Source organism: Chryseobacterium sp., from assembly GCF_022712095.1.
Classification (GTDB): Bacteria; Bacteroidota; Bacteroidia; order Flavobacteriales; family Weeksellaceae; genus Chryseobacterium.
The window spans coordinates 33209-59889 of record NZ_JALAHD010000085.1 but is presented as its reverse complement, the minus strand read 5'-3'; the positions used below and the strand labels follow the sequence as shown (position 1 = coordinate 59889).

The 26681-nt window shown below is 37.2% G+C and carries 30 protein-coding genes; 22 read left to right on the top strand and 8 right to left on the bottom strand.

The window, feature by feature from the left end; all coding sequences use genetic code 11:
- Positions 1-129: 129 nt before the first annotated feature.
- The gene (locus tag Q0A18_RS04160) at positions 130-477 is read right to left on the bottom strand and encodes a hypothetical protein (protein ID WP_292008913.1); all 348 of its coding nucleotides are present in this window, start codon (positions 475-477) and stop codon (positions 130-132) included.
- Positions 478-1108: 631 nt separating this feature from the next.
- Here Q0A18_RS04160 and Q0A18_RS04155 point away from each other — a divergent pair.
- From Q0A18_RS04155 to Q0A18_RS04145, 3 genes are read left to right on the top strand one after another with little or no spacing between them, the layout of a single operon-like run.
- Entirely contained in the window at positions 1109-3976 is a 2868-nt protein-coding gene (locus Q0A18_RS04155) for a SusC/RagA family TonB-linked outer membrane protein (protein WP_292008912.1), read from the top strand.
- An 11-nt stretch (positions 3977-3987) separates the two neighbouring features.
- The gene (locus Q0A18_RS04150) at positions 3988-5448 is read left to right on the top strand and encodes a RagB/SusD family nutrient uptake outer membrane protein (RefSeq protein WP_292008911.1); all 1461 of its coding nucleotides are present in this window, start codon (positions 3988-3990) and stop codon (positions 5446-5448) included.
- Complete coding sequence (locus tag Q0A18_RS04145) at positions 5448-8030, top strand: prolyl oligopeptidase family serine peptidase (RefSeq protein WP_292008910.1); 2583 nt, start codon at positions 5448-5450, stop codon at positions 8028-8030. The genes Q0A18_RS04150 and Q0A18_RS04145 overlap by 1 nt, the downstream gene beginning before the upstream one ends.
- Positions 8031-8060: 30 nt before the next feature.
- Here Q0A18_RS04145 and Q0A18_RS04140 read toward each other — a convergent pair whose 3' ends face one another.
- Genes Q0A18_RS04140 through Q0A18_RS04125 form a run of 4 tightly spaced genes read right to left on the bottom strand, consistent with a single transcriptional unit; the run spans position 8061 to position 10311 of the window.
- Positions 8061-8315, bottom strand: coding sequence for a DUF6520 family protein (locus Q0A18_RS04140; protein ID WP_292008909.1), 255 nt, complete (start codon positions 8313-8315; stop codon positions 8061-8063).
- Positions 8316-8347: 32 nt separating this feature from the next.
- Positions 8348-9853 carry a MauE/DoxX family redox-associated membrane protein gene (locus Q0A18_RS04135; protein ID WP_292008908.1) on the bottom strand — a complete coding sequence of 502 codons (1506 nt, stop codon included), beginning with the start codon at positions 9851-9853 and terminating at the stop codon, positions 8348-8350.
- A gap of 10 nt (positions 9854-9863) precedes the next feature.
- A complete protein-coding gene (locus Q0A18_RS04130; RefSeq protein WP_225717029.1) occupies positions 9864-10028 on the bottom strand; it encodes a hypothetical protein in 165 nt (54 codons plus the stop codon).
- 34 nt (positions 10029-10062) lie between these two features.
- Positions 10063-10311 carry a hypothetical protein gene (locus Q0A18_RS04125; RefSeq protein WP_292008907.1) on the bottom strand — a complete coding sequence of 83 codons (249 nt, stop codon included), beginning with the start codon at positions 10309-10311 and terminating at the stop codon, positions 10063-10065.
- Between the two features lie 266 nt (positions 10312-10577).
- Between Q0A18_RS04125 and Q0A18_RS04120 the strand changes: the two genes are divergently transcribed.
- The 9 genes from Q0A18_RS04120 to Q0A18_RS04080 all read left to right on the top strand — a co-directional run bounded on the left by Q0A18_RS04120 (position 10578) and on the right by Q0A18_RS04080 (position 17867).
- Positions 10578-12308 carry a helix-turn-helix domain-containing protein gene (locus Q0A18_RS04120; protein WP_292008906.1) on the top strand — a complete coding sequence of 577 codons (1731 nt, stop codon included), beginning with the start codon at positions 10578-10580 and terminating at the stop codon, positions 12306-12308.
- Positions 12309-12348: 40 nt separating this feature from the next.
- Positions 12349-13194: an RteC domain-containing protein gene (locus Q0A18_RS04115; protein ID WP_292008905.1), complete on the top strand. Its 846-nt coding sequence runs from the start codon at positions 12349-12351 to the stop codon at positions 13192-13194.
- Positions 13195-13428: 234 nt separating this feature from the next.
- Entirely contained in the window at positions 13429-13689 is a 261-nt protein-coding gene (locus tag Q0A18_RS04110; RefSeq protein WP_292008904.1) for a helix-turn-helix domain-containing protein, read from the top strand.
- A gap of 19 nt (positions 13690-13708) precedes the next feature.
- On the top strand, positions 13709-14248 hold the full coding sequence (locus Q0A18_RS04105) for a hypothetical protein (protein ID WP_292008903.1): 540 nt from the start codon (positions 13709-13711) through the stop codon (positions 14246-14248).
- Between the two features lie 19 nt (positions 14249-14267).
- Positions 14268-14519, top strand: a complete 252-nt coding sequence (locus Q0A18_RS04100; RefSeq protein WP_292008902.1) for a DUF3853 family protein — start codon at positions 14268-14270, stop codon at positions 14517-14519.
- A gap of 98 nt (positions 14520-14617) precedes the next feature.
- Positions 14618-15232 carry a hypothetical protein gene (locus Q0A18_RS04095; RefSeq protein WP_292008901.1) on the top strand — a complete coding sequence of 205 codons (615 nt, stop codon included), beginning with the start codon at positions 14618-14620 and terminating at the stop codon, positions 15230-15232.
- A 54-nt stretch (positions 15233-15286) separates the two neighbouring features.
- Positions 15287-15493 (top strand): hypothetical protein, encoded by a 207-nt coding sequence (locus tag Q0A18_RS04090; RefSeq protein WP_292008900.1) that lies wholly within the window; start codon positions 15287-15289, stop codon positions 15491-15493.
- Between the two features lie 61 nt (positions 15494-15554).
- On the top strand, positions 15555-16652 hold the full coding sequence (locus Q0A18_RS04085) for a hypothetical protein (RefSeq protein WP_292008899.1): 1098 nt from the start codon (positions 15555-15557) through the stop codon (positions 16650-16652).
- A 375-nt stretch (positions 16653-17027) separates the two neighbouring features.
- Entirely contained in the window at positions 17028-17867 is an 840-nt protein-coding gene (locus tag Q0A18_RS04080) for a toprim domain-containing protein (protein WP_292008898.1), read from the top strand.
- 494 nt (positions 17868-18361) lie between these two features.
- On the opposite strand, the gene Q0A18_RS04075 is transcribed toward Q0A18_RS04080, so the two are convergent.
- Complete coding sequence (locus Q0A18_RS04075) at positions 18362-18496, bottom strand: hypothetical protein (RefSeq protein WP_292008897.1); 135 nt, start codon at positions 18494-18496, stop codon at positions 18362-18364.
- Between the two features lie 204 nt (positions 18497-18700).
- Here Q0A18_RS04075 and Q0A18_RS04070 point away from each other — a divergent pair, with 204 nt between their 5' ends.
- The 10 genes from Q0A18_RS04070 to Q0A18_RS04025 all read left to right on the top strand — a co-directional run bounded on the left by Q0A18_RS04070 (position 18701) and on the right by Q0A18_RS04025 (position 24141).
- Positions 18701-19099: a single-stranded DNA-binding protein gene (locus Q0A18_RS04070; protein WP_292008896.1), complete on the top strand. Its 399-nt coding sequence runs from the start codon at positions 18701-18703 to the stop codon at positions 19097-19099.
- A 31-nt stretch (positions 19100-19130) separates the two neighbouring features.
- On the top strand, positions 19131-19340 hold the full coding sequence (locus Q0A18_RS04065) for a hypothetical protein (RefSeq protein ID WP_034870074.1): 210 nt from the start codon (positions 19131-19133) through the stop codon (positions 19338-19340).
- 2 nt (positions 19341-19342) lie between these two features.
- Positions 19343-19540, top strand: coding sequence for a DNA-binding protein (locus Q0A18_RS04060; RefSeq protein WP_292008895.1), 198 nt, complete (start codon positions 19343-19345; stop codon positions 19538-19540).
- A 27-nt stretch (positions 19541-19567) separates the two neighbouring features.
- Complete coding sequence (locus Q0A18_RS04055; RefSeq protein WP_292008894.1) at positions 19568-20032, top strand: hypothetical protein; 465 nt, start codon at positions 19568-19570, stop codon at positions 20030-20032.
- A gap of 11 nt (positions 20033-20043) precedes the next feature.
- Complete coding sequence (locus Q0A18_RS04050) at positions 20044-20640, top strand: PRTRC system protein E (RefSeq protein ID WP_292008893.1); 597 nt, start codon at positions 20044-20046, stop codon at positions 20638-20640.
- A 12-nt stretch (positions 20641-20652) separates the two neighbouring features.
- Positions 20653-20871: a PRTRC system protein C gene (locus Q0A18_RS04045; protein WP_069214556.1), complete on the top strand. Its 219-nt coding sequence runs from the start codon at positions 20653-20655 to the stop codon at positions 20869-20871.
- Between the two features lie 75 nt (positions 20872-20946).
- A complete protein-coding gene (locus Q0A18_RS04040; RefSeq protein WP_292008892.1) occupies positions 20947-22116 on the top strand; it encodes a hypothetical protein in 1170 nt (389 codons plus the stop codon).
- Positions 22117-22143: 27 nt separating this feature from the next.
- Complete coding sequence (locus Q0A18_RS04035; protein ID WP_292008891.1) at positions 22144-22854, top strand: PRTRC system protein B; 711 nt, start codon at positions 22144-22146, stop codon at positions 22852-22854.
- Positions 22851-23654, top strand: coding sequence for a PRTRC system ThiF family protein (locus Q0A18_RS04030; RefSeq protein WP_292008890.1), 804 nt, complete (start codon positions 22851-22853; stop codon positions 23652-23654). The genes Q0A18_RS04035 and Q0A18_RS04030 overlap by 4 nt, the downstream gene beginning before the upstream one ends.
- A gap of 64 nt (positions 23655-23718) precedes the next feature.
- Positions 23719-24141 (top strand): hypothetical protein, encoded by a 423-nt coding sequence (locus Q0A18_RS04025; protein ID WP_292008889.1) that lies wholly within the window; start codon positions 23719-23721, stop codon positions 24139-24141.
- A 243-nt stretch (positions 24142-24384) separates the two neighbouring features.
- Here Q0A18_RS04025 and Q0A18_RS04020 read toward each other — a convergent pair whose 3' ends face one another.
- Together Q0A18_RS04020 and Q0A18_RS04015 are read right to left on the bottom strand one after the other, a co-directional pair.
- Positions 24385-24858, bottom strand: a complete 474-nt coding sequence (locus Q0A18_RS04020; protein WP_292008888.1) for a PH domain-containing protein — start codon at positions 24856-24858, stop codon at positions 24385-24387.
- A gap of 296 nt (positions 24859-25154) precedes the next feature.
- Positions 25155-26147, bottom strand: a complete 993-nt coding sequence (locus tag Q0A18_RS04015; protein WP_292008887.1) for a PDDEXK nuclease domain-containing protein — start codon at positions 26145-26147, stop codon at positions 25155-25157.
- Positions 26148-26681 lie beyond the last annotated feature (534 nt).

The following is a 26681-nucleotide window of genomic DNA, read 5'->3' as shown; positions in this document are numbered from 1 at the left end:
ATTCTTCAATAAGAATTGATGTCAAATTTGCGTTTTAATTCTTTTATCAATATTACTATAAATTGCTCGCAGCCTATTTTATCGATTGAACAAATAACAGAATGGTTGAAATCTAAAATATGGAGTATATTAATTTCTTTTAAGTATTTCTTCTTTGAATTTATTAACATCTATTGCTGAAAGCTTATCATAAATTTCAGCAAAATCAATCATTGTATAACCCATTGACTCAACAATAAGAACAATAGTTGCCATCGTTGACCTTTTCTTTCCGCTAAAAGCACCATTTACTGTGGCTTTGGTCAGTTCTGAATTAGAGTTTGCAGCTATTTTATCATAACTATTGACTATGTCCACACTACCATCCGATTTCGCTGAGGAACTCTTATTGTTACTAAGCATTTTACGCAGAGTAATCGCGGTTTTTATAATTATAATTTTTTCACTTTCTTTAATCATAAATGCAATTAAGCACATAATGAAAAATATTTTGGTATAGTTTTGTATACCAAAATATTTTTTCTTATCTTTGTAAAAGAAGTTACTTAATTGTAATTTTGCGAAACTTCAAAAAATATTAGAAGCTATTCGCTTAGAATCTTGTATCAGAAAACTGGCACTTTTCATTTTACCACAAGACAATAAGCAGATTGCTCACGTTTTAGGCGTGGGCTCTCTTATTCGTGGTAAAGGGTATGCCAGTACCTCTGATACGGTAGGTAGAGTTCCACGCTGTTTTTTTTAATGATGTTTGCCTTCTCTACATTTCTCTAAGCTGCTTTTACTATAAAGATTAGATAGGATACAATGGCGGCGCAACCATTGGGGCTTTACAGTTCACACTCGAGGTTAATTTCATTCAGATTAATTCTTTATGATGTTTAGGATGGAGGTTTTGTAATCTCCCAAACTTCCTCCTAAACAATATTAAAAACACAATGTAACCATAAAAGACTATCAAATGAAAATAAGCAGCACCTATTATAATGATACTTAATTATCTTTTTGTTACAGAACAAGAGAAATAAAAAAGCCCTTTCCTTTAAAGTTGACCGCTTGGCAGGAAAGAGCAGTTAGTTATAATAAGTTTATTAAACCCAACAAATTTATGAAAAAATCCTATACCAGCATAGGGGGCATTTCATGTGTCCTTATGCTGACGGTAGCGGGCGCTTCTTTTCATGCACAGGTACAGAGCAATTCTGATACTATTTCCCGAAAGAATACCCCTGAAGCTACCGTACTCAGGAAAAAGACCGATACCTTATCCCCTTCAAATAAGCCCCTTTCGGAAAAAGTAAGCAGCATTGAGGAAGTTGTGCTTAATGCCGGATACTATAAAGTCAAAGATAGGGAGTTTACCGGAAGCATAGCAAAAGTTTCTGCGAAAGACATCGAAAACCAGCCTGTATCTAATGTACTTTCTGCCGTACAGGGCAGAGTTTCTGGTGTCAATATCACCCAGAATTCCGGTGTTCCCGGTGGTGGCTTTGATATCCAGATCCGGGGTAAAAACAGCCTTAGAAGGGAAGGAAATGATCCGATGTATATTGTAGATGGAGTCGTGATCAGCTCGGAAAACCCATCCCGGTATTCCAGCAGCATTATGCCCTATTCTTCCATCAGCCCGCTAAACAGCATCAATCCCAATGATATAGAAAATATCGAGATCCTGAAAGACGCCGATGCTACGGCTATTTACGGTTCCCGTGGAGCCAATGGCGTTGTTCTTATCACCACTAAAAAAGGGAAAAAAGGAAGAACACAGCTCAGCATAAATACCAGCTATGCCCTGAGCCGGGCCGCTTCCAAAATGAAGATGATGAATACGGAGGAATATATCAGCATGCGTAAGGAAGCTTATGCCAATGACGGGATTACTACCTATCCTGCTACGGCTTATGATGTCAATGGAGCCTGGAACCAGTCGCGGTACACCGACTGGCAGAAAGCACTCATCGGCAATACCGCTGAAACAGTAAGCACACAGGTTTCCGTCAGCGGCGGAAGCGAAGGGACTTCTTTTCTGATAAGCGGCAGCCATCAGGAGCAGACCACAGTATTTCCGGCATCATTCAGATATAAGACCAACAATATTACCAGCAGTATTTCCCACCAGTCCAAAGACCGGAAATTTACCGCTAACCTATCCAACCTGATTTCCTTCCAGACTAATAATATACTGAACCAGGAGATCACCAACAAATCAATATTCCTTAGCCCGAATGCTCCGGCATTATATACCGCAAATGGCAGTGTCAACTGGGAAAACAACACCTTTGATAATCCCATTGCACCGTTTGTAAGCACGTACTCTAACGATAGCAAGCAGTTCACTTACAATGTCAATATGAGCTATGAAGCCTATAAAGGAATATCGGTTAAGCTTAATGGTGGGATTAATTACCGTGCTTTTGAAGAATATTCCCTGCTGCCCCATACGATGTACAATCCATCCTACGGCTTAACCAGCGCTACTTCTTCAGCCTTAAGAAACAGACGCCAATATTTCTCGTATATTATTGAACCGCAACTTGGCTGGAAGCATACCTTTGGAGACCATCAGGTTGATGTGCTTGCCGGGGGAACCTTCCAGCAGGATTCCGGCTACCAGTCCCAGAACCAGGGATACGGGTTTGAAAGCAATGCCCTGATCCACAATATAGGCGCTGCAAAAACCAAAATTATTACCGAAGCAGACAATGAGTACAGGTATGCCGCTTTATTCGGGCGTATCAACTATCAATATAAGCATAAGTATATTCTCAATATCACCGGAAGGAGGGATGGTTCGAGCAGGTTTGGTCCGCAAAAACGATTTGCCAATTTCGGGGCGGTAGGCGCAGCATGGCTGTTCTCTAACGAACACTTCCTTAAGGAAGCTCAATGGCTGAGCTATGGAAAGTTCAGGAGCAGTGTCGGGACTACAGGAAGTGATAAGATTGGTGATTACCAATATTTAGACACTTATACCGTTTCCGGGACAGGCTATGGTGGGATTACCGCCCTGAACCCTTCACGGTTATACAACCCGCTTTTCAGCTGGGAGAAAACGGTAAAGCTTGAAGCTGCCATAGAATTAGGCTTCCTGAAAGACCGCATCAACCTTTCGGCAGCATTGTACAGGAACCGCTCTTCCAATCAGCTGGTAGGGGTTCCCCTGCCCGGAACGACAGGTTTCAGCTCCATTCAGGCCAATCTTCCGGCAACGGTTGAAAACAAGGGATTTGAATTTGACCTCAGTGCTTTTCCGGTGAGAACTTCTCATTTCAAATGGAATACCAGCTTTAACATCAGCATTCCGACCAGCAAGCTCGTTTCTTTTCCGGGGCTGCAAGGTTCAACCTATGCCAATCAATATGTCATAGGTTATCCGGTATCTATTGTCAAGGTTTACCAATATGAAGGAATAGACCCGGGAACGGGGCTTTACCGCTTTAAAGATTTTAACGGTGACGGGAAAATCACTTCACCGGATGATAACCAGATGGTCGAAAGAGTAGGGGTCCGGTATTTTGGAGGATTACAAAATCAGCTTCAATATAAGAACTGGACATTTTCCTTTTTATTGCAGTTTGTTAAGCAAAGGAACTGGAATTACCACAACTATATGCCAACTCCGGGAACGATGAATAACCAGCCTGTAGAGCTATTGGATGTATGGTCTCAGGACAACCCGGGCGGAAGCTATATGCCTTATACTTCAGGAGCTGACCCTCAGAAAACCACTCTGCAAACCTTCTTTAAAAACAGTACGGCGGCTATTAGTGATGCATCTTTCATTCGGTTGAAAAATATTCAGCTAAGCTACAGGCTTAAGCCTGAAAGCGGGATTGTAAAAGATGCCATGATTTATTTCCAAGGGCAAAACCTGCTGACTTGGACTAAGTATTTCGGGCTCGACCCTGAATTTGTCCTTACCGGTTTCTTACCCCCGCTCAAAACCTATTCTTTTGGAATACAGCTTAACTTTTAAAAATTAAGAAAATGAAAAAATATAATATCAATCTCCCATCTATACCTATTGTCCGATCTGTTATCAACATGAATGGTATAGGAAGGATCATAGTGCCTTTTGCTGTTAAAAAAGTACCTTTCATTTTTATTTTCCTTGTGCTTACAGCAGTTTCGTGCGACAAGCTGGTGGAAGTCGATGACCCAGATAACCAGATTGGGACCCATCAGGTATTTGAAGACCTGCAAAGTGCCAATGCCGCTTTATCGGGTCTATATTCAGGATTATTTTCTTCATCACTTATCTCCGGTGGAAGTGACGGTATGGGAGCTTTATTGGGAACTTATACCGATGATCTGGACTGCTACTATGTCAATAACAACAGCGGAGCACTGGAACTCTACCAGAACCAACAGATTCCTACCAATCCAATGATTGAAAAAACATGGAATACAGCGTACCAGCAAATTTACGCTGCTAATTCCATTATAATGGGAGTGAACAACTCTACATCGTTGAGTACAGAAGATAAAAACAGGATCAAAGGGGAAGCGCTTTTGGTAAGAAGCCTTATCTATTTTTATTTACAGCAGGTTTATCAGGAAATTCCATATACGGAAACAACCGACTATCAAATCAACAGCCATTTATCAAAGCTGACTAAGGAGGCCTTATTGCAGAAATTAGAGGCTGACCTGAGTCTTGCTGTCAGCTTACTTTCGGATACCTACCGTAATACCGAGAGGATCTATCCCAACAAAAAGGTAGCGGAGCTGTTACTGGCCAAAGTATATCTTCTTCAGCAGAAATGGCTTCAGGCAGAACAATTAACAGGAAATATCCTTCAAAGTTCCCTTTACCAGCAGGAACAGGATATTACCAAGGTCTTCAAAAAGGGAGGAAAGCATATTCTCTGGCAGCTAAAACCGTTAAACTCCGGGGATTCCACCAAAGAGGCTTCCCTGTATTACTTTTCAGGGGCCGCCCCCAATGCCTATGCCCTTAGCACAAACCTGGTTAATATTTTCGCTCCTGCTGATCTGAGAAGACAGGCGTGGATGACCCCTGTTACCTTTTCACAGAACACCTGGTACCGCGCAGCGAAGTATAAAAACCTTTCAGGAAACACCGATGAGTATTCCATTGTTTTCAGGCTTGAAGAAGCATACCTTATTATGGCAGAAGCTTTAGCCCGGCAAAACAGGGTAACGGAAGCACTGCCTTATCTCAATGCCATCAGGCAAAGAGCCGGCATTTTGCCGCTAACGGGAAGCTGGACAAAAGATGCTTTTCTTCAGGAACTGCTGCTGGAGATCAGAAGGGAGTTTTTTGCAGAAATGGGACAAAGGTTCATGGCCTTAAAACGGTTTGACCGCCTTGGGGATTTGATTGCTATAAAGCCTAACTGGAAAAGCTATTATACGGCATGGCCGCTGCCTCAAAAAGAGCTGCTGCTGAATGCTAACCTTAATCCGCAAAACCCGGGATATTGATGAAAACAGTCTGTCGCTTGCTCACGATTCTTATGACGCTGCTTTTACTTTATGTGCTGAAGTGGCTGCCTGTACCGTTGCCTCTATTCTCAGCACAGGACCTCAAAGTAAAAGATATCCATCGTCTTCAAAAGCTGACCTCAGATTCCCATGAAATCCAGCTGATCAAAATGTCAGCGGAAGGAAAATGGGTGGCAGTAAAAAAAGTGATGGACAGCGGGGAAGACACGCTTATGATCTTAAGAACAGATGTCCCCGAATCCATTGCCCTTAAAAGAACCCATATTTCTGATTTACAGTTTCTCGTCAATAACAGAGTATTGCTGTTGGATAAAGATGGAAAGGCGGAATACCTGAGCTTAAGAGAACAAAAGAAAGGAAAAGTGCATGAGAAAAATAGTGAAGGCAATATTGTTGCCAATCGTAAAGTTTTTACTCAAATAAAAAAGATTGAAGCTTTTAACAATGGAAGGGAATTTTTGTTATGGTCTGATATCTCACAAAAGAATTCCCTGTCATGGTTTTCAGCAGAAGGAAACCTTTTACGGGTTTTGGAAGATGTTACAGCTTATGTGATGGAAGATAATTCCGATCTCTATACAGTACAGGAAAAAACAAGTGAGAATAAAAAAGATAAATGGTACAGCCTGATTAAGTTTTCCGGTTCTGCGAAACGTTTGCTGTATCAGACCAACAGGCCGATTGAAAGTATCCATGTTGCACCAGACGGAGAGAGTCTAGTAAGCTTTGAAAAAGACACGGCCACGGAGTATATGAAAATAGTGTATATTAACCTAAAGGATTTTAAGAGTTATCCATTAGATGAAAACCTGCTGTTTCATCATGCTACGGTAAAAAGCATTGGGCAGGGAAAACAATTTTTCATAAGCACCATCAGCAATACGACTGAAACAAAGAAATCTTCACCTGATATCTGGTACGGTGATGATACAAACCTAGAAGGGAAGTTTTTACCGCAATTCCGGGAAAAGCAGTATTTTTGGGAACCTGAAATCGGAAAGCTTGAAAATCTGAATCACAGCAGTGGATTTCAGAAAATCATCCCCTTACATAACCAGCGGTATTTCCTGGCTTTTAACCCCGGTGAGCTTAAAGATTATACCGAAAAAACACCTTCTTTGCTGATTTCTGTATACGACCGGATAAACAAGACTTCCGTAAAGATTGATACCGTAGGGACTGAATTATACACTTCGGAAAGGGGAGAATATCTCCTGTTTCTTAAAAATAATTATTGGAAATTATACAGGGTTTCTGATGGAAAAACAATCCTTATTTCAAAAAATGGAGTAGAACAGCCTTACTTTACCCGGGATGGGAAAGGAATTATTTTTGGTGGGAATGATGCTCTGTGGTATTATGATATCCGGAAAGGAAGCTTTAAACCATTAACCACAACGACCAAAGCATTCCAACACCATGTCATAGGTGGAGAAAGGGAATCGCTCTTAGCCAATTACAATTTTTACCGCTCTGTGATTGATGATAAGAGTCCAATGACCGTAGAACATCGGAATGAAATGAATGATTGGTTTGGATATGAGAGATTGCATGGGAATAAAAGCTATACTGCCGTTCCTCTCACCGAGGGTAAAACTAGTTCAATGCTTTATAATCCTTCTTTATGCTCATTTGCTTATTTGCAGGAAAATTATAGTATGCCACCCCGTGTCGTAATCACAAAGGATAATAAAAGTAAAGTGATCTACCAAAGCAATATACAGGATACTAAAATCTCAAAGGCAAGGATGGATGTTATTGATTATACCGGACCGGGAAATGCCTCTTTAAAGGGTCTGCTTTACTACCCAATAGATTACCGTCCTTCGCTGATTTATCCGATGGTGGTGCATATTTATGAGACTCAGCACCACTTAAGCTCACAATATTGGCGGCCAACTTATAAGAACAGCTTAGGATTTAATGTGAGGCTATTACAGGAAAAAGGATATTTTGTCTTTCTGCCGGATATCGCTTACGGCAAGGAAGGTCCGGGAATTTCTGCGCTGCAATCCGTGGAAGCAGCTATGAAAGCGGTACTAAAGAATACAGCTATTGATTCCTCAAACGTAGGGCTTATAGGGCAGTCATTTGGTGGGTACCAGGCCAATTTTATTGCTACCCGATCAGATATGTTCAAAGCCTATGTTTCGGGAGCGGCCAATGCTGACATCGTACATGTTTATCATACTTTTAGTGAAAGTTACCATATTCCGGAATTCTGGAGGTATGAATCCGGGCAGTACAGGATGAGAAAATCTTTTTCAGAAGATAAGGAGCTTTATTTCAGGAATAATCCCCTGTATGGTACCGATCGGGTAACTTCACCCATACTTTTATGGTGCGGTATGCAGGATAAGAATGTAAACTGGGAAGAAACCCGGACATTTTATAATGCGTTAAAAAGGAATAAAAAAAAGGTTGTGGCATTGTTTTATCCCGATGATGGGCATGCTATGTGGCAACAGGTGTCTAAAATAGATCTTACCTCCAAGATATTGGATTGGTTTGATTTTTACCTGAAGGATCATAAGGTGGCAAAATGGGTTAATAAAAAATAAAGAAGGGTGCTTTTGGCACCCTTCAGATTTTTAGTTAACTCGGTACAATGGTGCTCCGCATGCAGTGTCATTGATTTTTTCTTTCAGTACTTCGGAGTTCCAGGTACATTCTGCACCTTCGATGGTGCTGCACTGGGCAACTTCGATACATTTCACTTCCGATGCAGATGGATCAAACCTGTGACCGGGTACCATTGTTGAATCTGCGGTTTTAGATACAGTGGATGCAAAAGCACCTCCTGCGCCTGCTAGAAAAACTACTACAGGCAAAATAAACTTTCTCATAAAATAAGATTTTGATGTTATGCCTACTCTTTTTACAGGTTTTCGGCTTTCCCTGTGTTGAAATGCCTGGTAAGGGAGGAATATAACCGATACCTGACCATTTCATTTCCGATAAGGATATAGAAATACTTATCGGTAACCAGCATATGGGACATCTTATCCTTCCCGCGGTTGAAGACATAAAAACTTCCCACATATTCCTGCCGGTCGGTACGGTACACATCTACAATAGCTGCTTGTTTCCATGCTTTTCGGGATTCATGTTTTCCCATTAGATTAGATTCGTTAAACAAGAGTTTGCGATATGCGACCATATCTTTATTCACTGTTAAGGGCGGTGCACTCATTTTGTGCTGTCCGTCTTTCAGTTGCGTTACCTGTATTTGTGCCCTGGTAACGGTGTCAATCGTATGAAGCTTTCTTACTATATTGAGCTCGCTGTCCATTTCCATGAACTGGTTGCGATAGAAATAAGTATATAAAAGCCTGCCTGTTGCCGGGTCCCGGACCATCTTACCATCTGAGTCGAAAACTCCATCCTTTTGCTTTTCCAGTAAACCGGGATACAGTTTTACTTTTAGGTCTTTCTGAAGATCCAGAATGCCCAGTACACGGTTTTGTGTTTCGCTGCTTTGTGTCCTGATGGTGAAGCGCGCAGAATCCAAAGGAATGATCTGGTTGAAGTACGCATCCTTATAGCTGATCGTTTTAGCATTTTGTTTTCCGAGCACGCCTCTATAAATAACAGGGACATTGCCGTCATAAATATAATAGTAAGGCTTTTGTACCTGTATCTGTATTGACCTGAACGGATGGTTGTGGCTGTCTATTACTGAGGTGAAAGATGTTCTTGTTACCAGAGCTGTATCAATTGTTGTTAAAATTAGGGGTGTTGTATAATTTCCCAAATATATTTTATCATCAGCGGCTCCTGCGAAATAATAGGAATTCGCTCCAAGGTCCATTTTTTTATCCTCTTCCATTGGATACTGAAGAAAACGCCTGGTAAAATTATTCTCTGTCTTCATGATATGTTCCGAGCGGATGAACAAAAATACTACTAATCCGCAGCTTATAATTCCAATGGTTCCGGAGAGAAGAAGGTAGCGCCCCTGATCTGTCGTTCTTTGCTTTTCCATAATAATAACAGCTCCTAATGCAAGAGCAATACATGCTATATTAAAGATCAGGTGTTCTGTCCAGCCCAGCTTTTCCAGGATTCCTCCGCATGAACAGGGTACAAAATCACTGAAATTTAAAATCAGATAAATGTATATGGTAAAGCTCACCATTAGCCCGAATGATGCATAGAGCCCTACTAAACGCGTACTGTTAATACATAATAATGCTGCTATGATGAGCTCAACAATAATAACAGCATAAGAGATGAATCCGGCATATGCACTTAATAGTGGTGACTGCGCTAACTGTACCTGAAAAGCCTCAAAATCTAATAGTTTACTTAATGCTGCATATACGAAAAGCAGTATGAAAAAATAGGTTGTAAACCCTGTAAATATTGTTTTTATTGTATTCATTGTAAAAAAATTATCCTTTTCTAACTAAAATCCATTTTACATTTTTACCACAATATGCAGGCATTATTTCGCCTTTTGAGATATATACAATTGTGCCGATTTTTCCTTCGCCTTCCCATTCTCCACTGATGGTGCATTTTTTTCCTGTGCTTAAAAATACTTTCTGATTTTCCACTCTAATAAATTTTATCAGCTAAGCAGGGCTGCATTTACCATATTGTGTCTTTGGCGATCTTCCAGTGCTGTTTATCCCTTGGTGGTTCATCATCGCCGGTTTCCATATTATCAGAAACTTGTCCTTGTGAACCTTCATTTTGATTCTTTGCAGATTCTATGGTGCTTAAAGCAGCAATTTCAGCTTCATTTTGTTGTGTTGCATTTAAATCAGAATCTGATCTTTCACATGAGTACAGAAATAATGCAGTCAATAAACTTAAAATTGAGATATACTTTTTCATGATTGATTATAAATGATGTTTAAAAAAGTTATCCCGGCCGGGTTATCGTTAGAATTCTGAGGGCTAAATTAGAAGGCTTAAGGGGTGAAAAAAAGAAATAGTGGGTAAGATGTACCAATTATTACGTAATAATTGGTACATCTTACCCACTAAAAAATCATTTGTATGCTCCTGTAATTCAGCGTTTGGTGACGAAGTATTGTTTTTGGCTAAATAAACAATCTCTGCATGGTGATTTTTATTAAATTAGCGAATATTTTTTCGATATGTCTACCCATAATAAAATATTATTAATGATTTTCAATTGTCTTTTGTTGTTAATGCAAGGGCAAAGACGTGTTGAAAAACAGGAGGTAGAATCTTATAAGAAGATTTCAGGTTTATTTGATGCATATCCTGAAAATGATGAAAGGGCTTTGGTGTTTGTAAGAATGTTTATTGATAAGGCAAAGAAGGAAAACAACTATAAAAAGCAGATTCAGGGTTATGAGGAAGCCATTTACTATAGCAAAAACATTGATAATAAGCTGAATTATGCGGACAGCGCTATTACAGTTGCTAAGAAATTCAATGATCTGGATCAGATTTCGCGGGCTTATCTCGGAAAAGGAATCATTTACTATTACAACAAAAGACACTATAAATCCGCTCTTGAACAATATTTGTTGGCCTTCAGGTTTTCAAAGGATTCCCAGGATAAGTATCTTAAAAATAAAATTATCTATCATTTGGGATTGGTGAAGAGTTATTTAGGATATTATAAAGAGGCAGCTGCACATTTTGAAGAATCTGCCCAATATTTTGAGAAAAGTATAAAGGCAGGTCTTCATCCTAATCTTAGGCTTAATAATGAATCAGGATATTTTAACAGTATTTACCGATTAAGCACCTGTTACAAAAACCGGCAATTATTCCGTAAGGAAGACTCTCTCATTAGCATTGGTTTGGAAAGACTGCATGATACGAAAGAACTACCATTAGAATACGGCTATTTTCAAAAAGGAAAAGGAATTCAGCTTTTAAGACAAAATAAACTGGGCGAAGCATTAAAATACCTTAGGCTTTCTGAAAAGATATTAAGTAATAAGCAAGACTATGCTTCATTGACTGCGGTGTATTTTTATATAGGAAAAGCCTTCTGGTTAAAGAAGGAGAGGTCCGAATCATTACTTAACCTGAATAAAGTTGATTCATTGGCTAGCAAATTCCAGTTTATTACCCCTGAAATCCGATTGGCTTATGAATATTTAATTGATGATGCAAAGCAAAGCGGAGATTCCGACAAACAGTTATACTATACCAATCAGCTATTGAATGTGAATAATATAATTAATAGTGATTTTCCAATGCTATCATCAAAACTTCACCATGAATATGATACGGATACTTTATTAAAGGAAAAAAACAGCTTTGAGAGAAAACATAAGATTGGTTTCATCATTTTTTGTGTCTCTGTAATTGCAGGTTTTATTTTATTGTATTTCTTAATTGCGAGATTTCGAGCAAGAGAGAATGAACTGAATGTAAAATATAAGGAACTGTCGGAGAAATTCAGTAATCCCCAATCACCTGATATTTTTAATAAATCTTTGTCCGTTTCTTTATCTGAAAAAAATGGATACAGCTTAGAACTCATTGAAGAGATCGAATCAAAACTTAAAAATTTTGAAAAAAATAAGAAGTTTCTCCAAAAAAATTTAACCATACCGATTGTTGCCAAAATGATTGGTACTAATCGAACTCATTTATCAAATGTCCTCAACGAGCACTATCACCTAACTTTTACGATGTACCTGAAGGAGTTACGAATCAGATACATTACCAATCTTCTGCTTGAAGATCCTAAATACCTTAATTATAGTATTGATGGATTAGGAAAGATGTGCGGAATGGCAAACAGACAGGTTTTTTCAGCACATTTTATGGAAATCAACGGTATGAGGCCAGTTGACTTTATCAGAAAGAGAAAAGAGGAGCTAGAGAATAATAAGACTTAATTTATCCGATTCTGCGTTCAAATTAACTAAAAAATAACGTATGAATCGACAAAATTTTAGAAAAAAAGTTGACCAGCTTTGGAAAAATCTGACAAGTAGTGTAGATCACATTAACAGAAGTGATGATGATGTTGTCATCAGATCTGAAAAAATCCTTATGGAAACAGATTTTGCTATTCGGCAGCTGAAGGATCTTTTGCAGCAGTACCGGTTTTCAGACTGGAGTGATGAAATTCATTTTTTTAAGAGTACCAAACCGCAATTTACAGCGGTTTATATTTATCATTCAAAAGTACTGGCAATAGAATCTTCGAAACCTTATGCTGATCCCCAGGCATTAAAATCTTATTATGAAAACGAAAGATCTAATCTTTTGTATTTCTATAATGAGCAAAAAGAATTTATTAGCTACTATCGCCGAAAATCGACTTATTTGGATAAAAAATACTTTGTCCGCTTCAAGTTTGACTTTAAATTAAAGCTTAGCCCAGAACTGTATAGCTATGATGAAGAATTTTCTACATCACATGATCATATTGTTTCCCAAATTCTTGCCAATGATCTTTTAGATTACTATTTGATGAATAAAATCAATGCGGTACAGGGTGTAGAAAAATCAATCGGTCAAATTAATACACTGGAATGGACAGGTCCTAAAGTTGCGCTTATCGAACTACTGTATGCTCTTCATCAAACCAGATGTTTTAACGGTGGCAATTCAGATCTGGCCGAAATTTTTCGTTGGGCAGAGAACTCATTGAATATCAATTTGGGAAACTATCATAAGATTTTAGGTGAAATTAGGTTGCGAAAAACAGAAAGAACTAAATTTTTGATATTGCTCAGGGATAATTTAGAGCAATATCTGGATGATTTAGATATTTAAGAGGTTATATATTGTTCATTTTAGAAGTTTTTCCTGAAAAAAATAAACAGATAAGATGAATAAATGTCCGGGATTCTAATTTTTTTAGGTTTTATTAGATAATACAGTTTGGCCTTCTTATGAAATCCCTTTATTCATCGTATATGGAATGAAATCTTTCGGTAGTACCGAAAAACTACCGAAAGAAATTCCGCCTGATTCCGAAAATTTGTCAAACAAACAATTTTTGAAATCATGGCAATAGCAATTATCACTAAGGAAGACCTTCAGCAATTTAAAATAGAGCTGTTGGAGGCAATTAGAGAACTCCTTCAGACAAGAACGACAGAACAAAAATTATGGCTTCGCACCTCCGAGGTCAAAAAGCTTCTGAATATTTCTTCCGGGACCTTACAGAATCTTAGAATCAACGGAACCCTGTCTTATACGAAGATAGGGGGGATCCTGTATTATAACTACAAAGACATTGAGAAGCTGCTTACGGATTCTAAATAATCACAGAAAACAGAAAATCATGAATCAGACTAAAGATATCATTAGTTTTTTCGGGCATGTCATTAAAGATAACCGGTTACATCCATCCCATATCAGTATTTATGTTGCACTTTTTCAATGCTGGAGCATAAACCGGTTTCAGAGTCCTTTTCGTATTTATCGTGGTGAGGTCATGAGATTGGGTAAGGTAAAATCCCTTGGAACCTATCATAAGTGTATTAAAGAATTACATCTGGCAGGATTCATTATGTATTCCCCCAGTTACGACCCTTATATTGGAAGCCTGGTTGAGATTGTTGATTTTGACGAGTCTGGAATTTCTGTACATAAAGCATTCCCGGAGCAAAAATTATCAGCACAAAAAGAAAGCCTCTTTTCTGCACCTAAGCTTTATGAAGTAGAATTATATTTTAATGAACGAGATTTACCCTCTGCACTAGCACATCAATTTTATTCATTCTATGATTCTTGGGATTGGAAATTAAGTGACGGGAAATTAATGAACAGCTGGCAGGCTGCTGCAAGGAATTGGATTTCTAAGAAAAAAAAAGATAGCTAAAATCAATAAAAGAAAGGAAATGAAAAAGATAGATCCGCAAACACCCCTTTGGAAACTGACAGTTGAGGAATTTTTGGAAATTATCAAAAGTCTCAATTCGGAAAACAGGCATGAATACGGACTGAAAGGATTAGCGAAAGTTCTGGGCTGTTCCGTTTCAAAAGCTTCGGAAATAAAATCTTCCGGAATGTTGGATGAAGCCATTATACAAAAGGGGAAAATTATCATCATAGATAAGCAAAAAGTACTAGAGCTTTTTGGCCGGAAGTAACGATGTATTACCATGAGCTTATACAAAAGTTTTGGGAATTTGGCCCAAAAGCACAACTCAGTACCACTGCTGTTGCGATATATCTGTATCTCCTGAATTTGGCGAACGATAATAACGGATACGATGTTACGGTTTCCGATGTAGCGATTGGTGATACACTCGGAATAACGAGAAAAACGGTAAAATCTGCCAGAGAAGCACTTCAGAATTCGGGGTTGGTTCAGTACGAAAACAAAAACGGGTATTCCTGTTCTTACAGAATACTGCTGAACTATTCTTTACCAATCCCTAGCCAAGAAAAAGGCCCGAAGGTAATAATCAAACATGATGGACCGACAGCAATTGCAGAAAAAAATGAAAATTTGCCATTGGATGGTTTACCCATCATAAGTACTCCCGAAACTACAGAAAAGAAAGAGAAAGCATCCTTTGATAATAGGGAGCCTGAGCCTTTTAAAATAATAGCTAACATCCCTTCTTTGGAAGAATTTATAGATTATGCTAAAACGCTGAGCGGCTATGAAGAATCTATGTATTCCGCTATTAAGGAGAGGTACGCTTTATGGGCAAATAGTAACTGGTGTAATAATTTGGGGAAACCCATAACCAGCTGGAAATCCTCATTGAAAAATCTTTTGCCTTATATAAAAAACGAAGCGGATAACGGCCAGCTGTCTTTAGATTCAATTCCTAGTATTAAACCTCCAAAATGATGCTTAAAGATATAAGCATTGATGTTTATCTATTAAATTTTAAAACGATAAAAAATGAAATTATCAGATATAAAGCCCGGACAGAAAGTAAGTCTCAACGGCATTATCGCCGAGTATCAAGGAATCCGAAAAGTTAAAATCCCCACTTTTGGAAAAGTAGAGAAAAGAGTTTTCAGAATAGATGAAACAGGAGAGTACCTGTATTATAATCTTACCGATGGCTCAAAAACACTAAAAAGTGAGAAAATTAAATTGCTGTAGGTCTTGCAAAGAATAGATTTCTGTTAGAATAACAAAGTTAAAAGCACTTAAAATATAAAGTATGGCTATTCCGGAAAAAGATTTAAAGCTTGTCAGAAAGCTATTTGAAGATAAAGATGAGAGAATTCCCGAAAGAATACGCCTGGGTAATCACTTTGTGGACGATTTTATTTTTGAAGACCAGGAGGCGGCTGATATTCCGATCAATGCACTACGTGTTATTTTTAATATCATTTCGATTATCAGCAGTGAGCAATTCCGCCCTGAAGACCGTCCGAAGCAGCTTTCCCTGTTTGATCAGGAATTTGAAACCGAGAATAACATTTTTGCCTCAATTAAAATCCGGAACAGCAAGATCTCGCCGAGTGGCTCAACCAAACAGGTTATTGAAGCGTATGAGTTTCTTGCCCGGTTCAAAATGGGCTGGTATAAATCGGTAAATTCCAAAGGAAAAGAGATTAGAACATTTGGTGGGCTTATTTCCACTCCCAGTTATGATGAGCGTGGTTATACAAACTTTCTGATCAGCAGCTACTGGTTGAAAAAGCTGATGATTATACCCGAATATAACTACATCCTGTACAATCTGGTGTATAATATCAGAAACAACAAGCACATTATTTTTGCCATCTGGCTTTCAAAACTTCCAGAAGGTGGAACCACCATGAAACTTTCGTCACTGAACAAAAAGTTTGGGCTGAACTATAAAACCGCGAATGATTTTTGTTTCAAGTTCCTCAAAACTGCAAAAATAAATTTCAACAAGTACAATACCCTTTCATTCAATTATCATTACAAAGGTGATTCTATTTTCATTCATCCTTTTTACAATAAGATGGTAAGCGGTACCGATATGTCGGAGCACACGGCAGAGAAATCAAAAATTGCAAAGAGGCTCTATTATTTTCAGAAAAGGTATGGCCTGGGACAACGGGAAATGCTCCAGTTTTCCTACCAATACAAAACTATTCCGCAAACCCGTCAGCTTATAGAAAAGGCTTTTGGCGAATTTATAAGGATGAACAGGCTGAATGGGACAAAATCCACGAATTATCAGGGAACGGCTTTTTTAAACAAAATACAGGAACTTATTTTACAGCTATACAGAGAAACAAAAATGGGGGAAATACTTCCCAACGGTTATCCTGTTATTCTCTGATTTCGGAATTGCGCTCATCTGTATTTCGGATTTGTACTCATTCGGAATTCGGAATTGCACTCGCTGAAGTTAAGAAAATGTTAAAAATGTGATTTTTATGATGCTGATTTCGGAATTGCACTCATTCCGATATTGTAAAGCCAGTGAAAATGACAGATACTTTGTAAAGAACGGATGAAAAAATAGTTCAATTCGGATTTGCGCTCATGCGGTAAAGGGCATCTTTTCGGAATTGCGCTCATTTGAAAATCATTGCAAACGCTTTGCGACAGGCAGATACCACGAACTATTAAAAGTTTATTTAAAAGATAATAAAAGTCTTTTTTTTATTAAAAGGAAAATCCAGGGTAAAAAATTGCTTTAAAAAGAAAAAAAATGAATTGCGAAAAAATCAAACAAAAAGTCGGAATCCGGACGGTTTTAGAATCCTTCAATCTTTTTCCCGTGAAAGAAAATGGGAAAACTGCCTTTTATTTTGCGCTGGACAGGGACGAAAAGATTCCCAGTCTTTCTGTCGATTTTATTAAAAATAAAGCATTTGATTTTGGAACAGGAAAGAGTTATGATATCATTTCTATTGTTCAGCAGGTGAATAAATGTTCTGTTTCGGAAGCTTTGAAATACCTTAGAAAATTTGATTTTTCAATACAGGATCAAAAACAAAAGGAAGAGATTACAACACGACCTCATTACAGGATATTGGAAGTAAAAAGAATCGGGCATCCGGTTTTAATTCAATACCTGAGATCCCGGAAAGTTTATGAGCAGAGAGAGCTGGTTAAAGAGCTGCATTATGAGTTAAACGGGAAAAATTATTTCGGAATTGCTTTTGAAAATAATTCAGGTGGTTTTGAAATCCGCAATCCCTATTCTAAGATCTGTTTAGGAAAAAAGGATGTGACTTTGATTCAGGGCGATCAAAATAATAAAGAAATCACGGTATTTGAGGGGTTTTTAGATTACCTGACTTTCAAAAATATAGATAAGGCTAAAAATTCTGATTATTTGATTCTCAATTCTACGGTAATGCTTTTCAAAGCAATAAAAACACTTGGTGAATACGATAAAATTTACCTTTTTCTTGATAATGATTCTAATGGAAATATCACTAAAAACAAAATATTAATGAAATATAAACATGTAAAGGATTGTTCCCTGATTTATCGGGATTTTAAGGATATTAATGAGTGGTTTTGCCAAGGATATATTGAGTAACTGGTTCTCTGAATGGTCATTTTTGTAAGTGAGTTTGTTTAGAATCACTATATTTGAAATGAAAGCTTTTCCAACAATCATCATTTTTTGAGTCTCCTTTACGAGGAGGCTTTTTTGCTGATTGTGATGGTTATAAAGATGTTTTTTAGGGTCAAATAATTTATGTAACCTCATTTTATTGGCTATCACAAATGCTTTATTATTCAGATTTATATACCTGATTTTTTTCAGGTTCTTCAGCTAACAAAAATATAAAACCTTCAATAAAACCTGTTAATTTTTAAAATTCCGGTCTTGAATGTTGATGACGGTCTTAAGAAAATAGACTTCAAAATCACATCGACACAAGGAAAAATCCAATTATTCATTATTGTTTTAGATCATTCTCGGGTTAAATATCACCTATTCAATTCATATATATAACTGTGGTTTTTCACTTTTTACTGTAGCAAATGTAGTACAGGTCATTCACTCAAAAAAATCTTTTTGGGTTTCTACAAAAATTCTCTCCACTCCGCTCCAACAATTTTTCCAGACACTCCTGAATCCTTCGGACAAAAAGATTTCGGAACCTCTATTTCAATGCTTTCCATTTCGGTTTTAAGTGCCTGATCCTGTACTATGGTCATTTAGCAAAGAAAAAGTCGGAACCTCAGTTATACGAATCAAACAGTCGCTCTTTAACATAAGAATAATCAAACAAAAAAAATAAATAATGCTTTTCCCATTGGAAAAGGTGAAAAGAAAGAAGCCGAGTGTCCTCGATACCGAATCAAATCACTCGAAATTTTACAACTGAAAAAAGTAATCATTAATAATTAAAACAAAATATTATGAACACCATTGTCGGTAGAATTACCAGAAACGCAGAAATCAACACATTGAAAAACGACAGACAGGTCGTAAACTTTTCAGTAGCCATCAATGACAGCTACAAGACCAAGCAGGGAGAGCGCAGAGAGCTGACTACCTATTACAATTGCTCGTATTGGATAAGCCCGAATGTTGCCAAAATCCTTACCAAAGGGACGGTGGTAGAATTAACAGGCAGGGCAAGCTCAAGCGCATGGATAGGCAGAGATGGAGAAATCCGTTCAGGATTGAATTTTCATACTTCATACATTCAGGTTTATGGAGGTGGAAGAAATGTTGAAAATGAACCGAAGCAAAATGCAACGCAAGAATCAAACAATCCTTTTGCAGATGATACGGATGATGATTTACCATTTTAATAATTAAGCCAAGATTATCTTAAAAAAACGTATGGAATCACAATATAATTTTCAGATGAAGTCCCGAAATGACCGAACAGAATGGGAGCAGGTAGCAATATACTTCAAAATCCATTGTGACAGGACAACAGCGATACACTATGCAAGAAGCTTGTCATTGAAATTTAACAAGGAAATCCGATTGACACAGGGTGCAGACCCCATGAAAACAAGTGGAACATACATCTATGAAAATCCCTGACTATGAAAACAAAATCAAAAAGCGAAGCCCAAAAACTGGCAAAAGCATATAGCTTTAATAAAGAGTATGCAGATGTCCCTGTATACATCATTTATTGCAGTCGGACGGAAAAATATTATGTAGACACCAACGGCTTAATACGTCTTTGGGAAAAGCTTATCTGCTACTACGTGAACGGAGTTTATACCTCTGAGAAATAGAATTTATAACATAAAAAAAACAAAAAAATGAAACGATCTGATATACCAACGGAATTTTTACTTGTAAAAGCAAAAACCAACAGTGAATGGGATGCTTGCGACTTTGCCATTATCAACATTACAGCAGAGTGGAAACAAACCCAAAAGAAACGCCTTGAAGTTATAAAAATCATTGAAACTGATGAAGATATAAAGTCTCTAAACTATTTCGATACCCATGTGGAGTTCTTTAGATTTTCGAAAGTATATTATCCTGTGGTTGAAGAGTGGCTCTCTGAGAGAAACAGAGTTTTCATTGAATTAGAGAAAGAGGATTTAAAAGAACTGAAACAACCTAAAAATAGCCTGTGTCATTACCAGATGCAGATATCTAAAGATGGAAATGCCATTTATAAAGCCTATGGAAAGCATACGGAAGAAGAATTTAGGACGGTGGAGTTTTCATTATGGGAACTAATAGACTTCAATGCTCATTTAGTAATTAATCCATAACCCAACAAATTATGCAAACCAATTTTTTCAGACAACTCACAAAGTTAAACCTTGTCGGAGACTTACAATTGATACTCCGACAGACAGATGAAAACAGCTTTGTCCTATCCGTACTGCTCAATAATGAGCAGTGCGGAGACGAAGCGAGGAAAACCATTCCTCCTCTTAATTTGAGGGGAACAGCAGAAGAATTAGACAACGGATTTTTTGAAAATGTTTCAGTGCCATTGCGGAGTGCTTCAGGATTAATGGTGAATATGGAAAGCTTTATGAAACAGCTTGAAGAAGCTCAAAAGCAATCTGCAATGGAAAAAGAAAAATCCGATAAGGAAAAGAAGGAAAAAGAAGCCAAAGAGAAAAAGTATAAGGATGCTTTTCAAAAAGCCGAAGAACTCGAAAAAGAAGGAAACTACAAAGGCGCATGGTCAGCTTTGCCGAAAGCTTCGGAATATCCCGGCTATGCTGACATTATCCGTAAAAAACAGGATGAGTACGAAAGACACTTTGCCCCAAGCCTGTTTAATACCGAAAGTGTAGAAAATATCGAACAAAAACAGGAACAAGAACATGAAGATGAACAAGAACAGGAACAAAATTTTCAACCTTAAAAATTAACAATTATGTTACTCGCCACCCAATTAGAAAGAGTTTTTATCCTGAAAGATAACGGACAGGAAATCAGATTGACAGACCCAGAACCGAAATGGAGCGTAGAAGCCGTCATGAATTTTTACGCCAATACCTATCCGATTTTAACCACTGCAAAAGTTTCTGCACCACAGATCAGGAATGATACAGTAGAATACCGTTTTGAAAGTGTAATGGGTACAAAAGGCTGATACATTATTATGGTTGGGTTTTCAGTAACCTGCTTTAGATCCAACCACTATTTACTAAATATCAATCACTAAATTATGATGAATGCAACAAAAAATCATATCGGGAAAAATACAGCTTCCCGAACAGCAAAAACAAAAGCAACTGAACAAACAGTTGGGCGAGTTCGCCCATTGGATGCAACGTCCAAAGGATGCAGGAGAAATACAGAAAGACAAAATGAAAGCAGTACCGATAGCCATGCTACCCATGCTTTTCTAAAATGCTCGTTTCTGCCTAAGCTGATAGACACGCCATCCATACAGGATGAGAAGAAAACAGGCAAAATGGAAAGGGATTTTTACCAGTCCCTTTCCCAATTGACCGAACATTACGGAATCACACCTGCTGAATCAAAGCATTTAGGTTTTCCCTACAATATTGCTTTTGCATTAGAAGATTTCAAAAAGCAGTTAAAAAGTAAGGTGAAGAATTGGGAGAAAATCCGCTTGGTACAGGATAAGAAGAAAACGTATTTGTTGAGTGAAGAAAGATATAATACAGGAGCTACTTTATATTATGTTCCGATAATTCCACTGTACCGATTATCTAAAAATCCCAATTATAGACAGGCTGTACAGCTTTTGCAATCCGTTTGTTCCTATCTGTATCACATCGCAGATGTCCCATACTACAGAAAACAGGAAAGCTACCTGTGCTGGATGTACGAAATGATTTCGGAGTGGCTTATCTATGATGAAACCGAAGATACTCCTGAATACTTACGTGAAATAAAGCAAAGTGAGTGGATTGGTGATTATGTGGAGCAAAAAATATTCAATCATCAGAATTTAGCCCGATTTAAAGAGAGAATCAATCGTTTTGAAAACAGAGATTCCTTTGAAACCGATTGTCTCTTATTAGCCTGTGATACCCTTGCCCTCTATGAAATGTTTCCTGATGCTACTATTTACAGAAATATTCAGCGGAGCGAAAGAAATACAGCTCATGACGATTATGATGAGGACTATCATGAAAGAACCATCACAATGGAAAAGTATGTTTCGTTCTGTGCAGATGATAAAGGAATATTGTTTCAGACTTTATTTGATTCCGTTAATGCAGAATTTCAGGAATGTACGGAAATAGAAGAACCATCCATCGAAAAAAAATTTAACGGAGCAGATATCAGCAATGACAACCTTGATTTTGAAAACTGCATTTTTCCCCTGATAGAAAGATTAATTGATATTCTGAACAGCATTTAAACTATAATACCATTTAAATATAACATCATGAAAGATATAACCGATCACTTCGGAACACTGTATCATCCGGTTTCAGCTCTGGTCATTTATCAGACCAAAGGCGATGATAAAGATACTTATGTAGAACATTTTGATATGGATAAAGACGGAAATCCCATTAATGCCCATCCTTTAAGCGAAAGAGAAGCTAAAATATTTGCAAAGTCGCTTAATACGGAAAAAGAAAAAAGCAAAGCATTTTTAAAACCTGAAAGTATTCTGCCCACCCATGTTCTATATATCAATCCTACCGAAAAGGGTTCAGTGATATGGTATACCAAAGCCAAAAAAGTAAAACTATTCTTTACCGAATCCCTTGAAATTCCTAATGGTATAGCACATACTCCACCTATGCTGTGGATGGCTTCAAAACAGCATCTTACCGTATTTGCTCTCACTTCAGACAAAAGACCCACAGAAAAAACAATTTTATACCATGCTCCCTTTTTTAATGTTTATGAAAACGGAAATGTCTGCATGGGAACAGTTGGTGTGGATATTAAAAATTCAGCATCGGTTGAGGAATTTATCCGTGCTTGGGAAAGCTATTTTTTTAACAGCAGGTTCAGCCATTTAAATCATAATCCTACCAATGGCAACTGTGTAAGCATTTGGAAAAATCTTATTGATACTGATAAAACCTTTCCAAAAGAAATATTAAAAAAGACCAATAAAACCCTTAAAAACATACTGCCATGACAAACGAAAAAACAAAAGTTCATTTTACAGACAATTACCTGATTAATCCGACCAACCCTGTAACCATTAACCTGATCGGTGCAGGGGGAACAGGTTCAAAAGTATTGACAGCATTAATGGAAATGAATCACAGCCTGATTCAATTAGGACACACAGGATTGTCTGTGCGACTTTGGGATGATGATATTATTACCGATGCTAATTTAGGGAGACAGCGTTTTGCAGAATCGGAAGCAGGATTATACAAGTCCGTTGCATTAATCAACCGTGCTAACCGTTGGATGGGAACTAATTGGAAAGCAGAAACACAAAAATTTAAAAAGAGTGAATCAGAAAAATTTTCTGAAAATATAACAGCAAATATTTATATATCTTGTGTTGACAGTGTGAGTGCAAGATTTGAAATAGCGGATATATTAAAAAGCCTGAATAATGGCAGGTATTATGCTAACCGTCCGTTATATTCCCTAGATTTTGGGAACAGCAAAAATACTGGTCAAACAATATTGTCAACCATAGGAACGATCAAACAGCCCAATTCAGAGAAATATGAAACGGTGGATCATTTACCTTTTATCACCGATGAGTTTGGGGACTTGTTAAAGCAATCCGAAGAGTCCGATGATACACCAAGCTGTTCACTGGCAGAAGCACTGGAAAAGCAGGATTTGTTTATTAATTCAACATTGGCACAGATGGGAAGCTCTCTATTGTGGGGATTATTCAGAAACGGATTAACGGAAAACAGAGGATTTTTCCTGAATTTGAAAAATTTTCATTCACAGCCGATCAGACTGTAAAAACAGTTTCTGATTTTATAGTAGCAACTAATTTTCATCATAAAACATCTAAAAATCTTCAACTATGGGAACCTACACAATCATCTATTTGAAAAAAGCTGAAATGGCAAAAGAAGTCAATATACTTTTGAAAGAAAAATATAGCCTAACATACGAACATTACAACGGAGTAGATTATGGGATTTTCTACTCGCAGGAAATGTTTGATGAAGATCTTAGGTTTATGAATGAAGATCAGGAAGGCAGGGCTAATCTTCCACATTATCAGCGCCCGATTACCATAGAAACTTATTATTCACTCCTATTCGGACCTAAAAATTGTTTCGGAGATATAGGAACAGCCTGTATTAAGATCTCATGTATATCCGAAAAGGATATAGAAACAATCAAAGCTCTGCAAAAATTTTCCACAACACCCGAATTTAACAAGTATATACATTTCAGAAAATCAAAAAACCTTGAGAGATTACTCAGACAGGATTTGTAACATATATTTGTAAAATCTGTTTTGAAGCAATCGGAATTATTCCGGGTGCTTTTTTTTATTCATCAGTCAAATCAAAATTCGGGCGGCAAAAATGCATTTCCTCCCTTTGGTCGGAAACGCATTTTTGCGGAAAGCGGTGCAACCCCATTTCTAAAACATTGCCGCATTTTAGCAGAGTATGTTTTTGAAAAAAGGTTGCGAGATTAAATTAAAGCAATTAATTTCAAATTAATAAGTTATTTTTTAATCGGACCGTTTTTGAGAATGAAGCAAAACATTCCTTAGCTCCATCGGATTTGCAATGAAATATGAATGAGTCATTCCCCCGGTAGTAACAACCAATGTTCCGAAATTTAATGTTTTACCTAAAAAGCTTTGGTGTAATTGCATTCCTTCAAGCTTATTTAACGAAAGATCGGAAAGTGTTTTTCCTAATATCCCAGTGGTAAACGAAAGATGATTATCCGTAACGTAGATTTTGGTATTCTTATTCCGAATTACAGCGATGATCCCTTTGATAAAAAGAAAAATAAGAAACAGGGAAATAATGCCGATAAATCCCAACATAAATTTGTATCCGAGCAATAGAAAATAGAGAACTCCCACAGAACCGATTACTATAAAGAAAACAGGAATAACATAAGAGATCCAATGAACTTGGGCTTCATAATTTACAGATTCGGCTGAAGTTTTGAAATCAGTAAGTAAGTCTTTCATGGTCAAAGCTTTTCTTAAAATAAAACTATCCCAATTTAGTGAAAAATAATGGAAAAATATTGAAGATTACCTAAAATTTAGTTAAGGAAAAATCATGTGGCAAAAATGCAATTCCTTCTTTTGGTCGGAAACGCATTTTTGCGAAAAGCGGAGCAACCCCATTTAAAAACAATTCAAAAGCTGTTGCCTTATGTTTTTAAAAGAGGCTGCGGATTTTAATTTAATGTTTTTTTGCTAATCTTTGAAGAAGCTGATACAGAATTAATAATATTTTTCAAATTCAAAATGTTAATGTATTAATCAATATTATCCAGTTCAAGCTTTACCCTATCTGCCTCAATCAGTTGTTTTAGCTCATTTTCATCGGGCAGGTATGTCCTATATTTACTTGCAAAAAGCTTTTTATTTTCGGACAACACTGAATATTTTACAACCGTTTCATCTTTTTCCGTACACAGAATGATTCCGATAGTAGGATTATCATCAGCATTCTTTTTCAGGTCATTGTACATTCTTACATACATATCCATCTGGCCAATAGCTTCATGGGTAAGTTTATGAGTTTTCAAATCTACCAGAATAAAGCACTTAAGATAATAATTATAAAATACAAGATCGATAAAAAAGTCGGAAGTATCCGTTACAATATGCTGCTGTCTTGCTACAAAAGCAAACCCTTTTCCAAGCTCCATTAAAAATTGCTGGAGATGGGAAATAAGAGCCGATTCTATTTGGGTTTCTGTCTGAGAGCTATCCGACGGAAGCCCTAAAAATTCAAAAATATAAGGGTCTTTAATAAAGTGTGAAGTTTCTCTACTGTTATTTTCCGGAAATTTTAGCAATCTTCCCAAGTATTGACTATCAATGTTTCGTTGCAGCGTCCGAGTATTCCAGTTTCCTTCGATAGAATGAAGTATATATTGCAGTCTGTGTTCAGGATTTTCAATCCTGCTGATGATTCTGTAATGAGTCCAGCTCAATTCGGTACGCACTGCGTTCCAAATTGGAAATGAATTGAAAAAAGCCCTCATATTGTTGAGATTCCGTTCATTAAATCCTTTTCCAAATTCCAGAGTCAGCTGATTGGCGAGGTTTTTCAGTATAGACTTTCCATATTGGGCACGGCTTTGTCCATTTTGTTCCTCTTCAATAATCAGCTTACCAATTTCCCAGTACATTTTTAATACTATTGAATTAGTATTTCTGTAAACCGCCGATTTTGCATCAATAATAATTTGTGCAATCGAATTGTATAAGGTCTTATTGTAATTTTGAGGTCTTTCTGCCATGTTCCAAAGATACAAAACTTGATTTTTCAGTTCCCGATTAATTAATGGATTCTTTTGAATTTTATAAAATATTTTTTTGAAGTAGTTTACAATAGTGCAAGTACTGCTTGCACAAATCATATGATATCATTCCTTGCCTGAGTAAAATAGTAACAGGCTAAAGCTGACCCTGCGTAAATTTTACCCACCTTATTGTATCGCTTGTGCAAAATAGTATCAGGTACATGTCTGATCTTAAATAATTACCGGCAAAAATTGGAACCTGCGTAAAAGTTACCCATGTTTTTTCCTAACCTGAGTAATTTTTATCCACCTTATTATAAGACCTGCATAAAAAAGTATCAGGTACATTCTGATCTTGAATATTAATTGTCAAAGCTGCAACCTGCGTAAAAATTACCCATGTTTTATTCTAACCTGTGTAAATTTTGCCCACCCCTATTACAGAACCTGCGTAAAAATGTATCAGGTTGTCTACTTACCCTGAGTGAAATGGATACAGGTTCAGTGTATTCTCCCTACTTCAATGTTTAC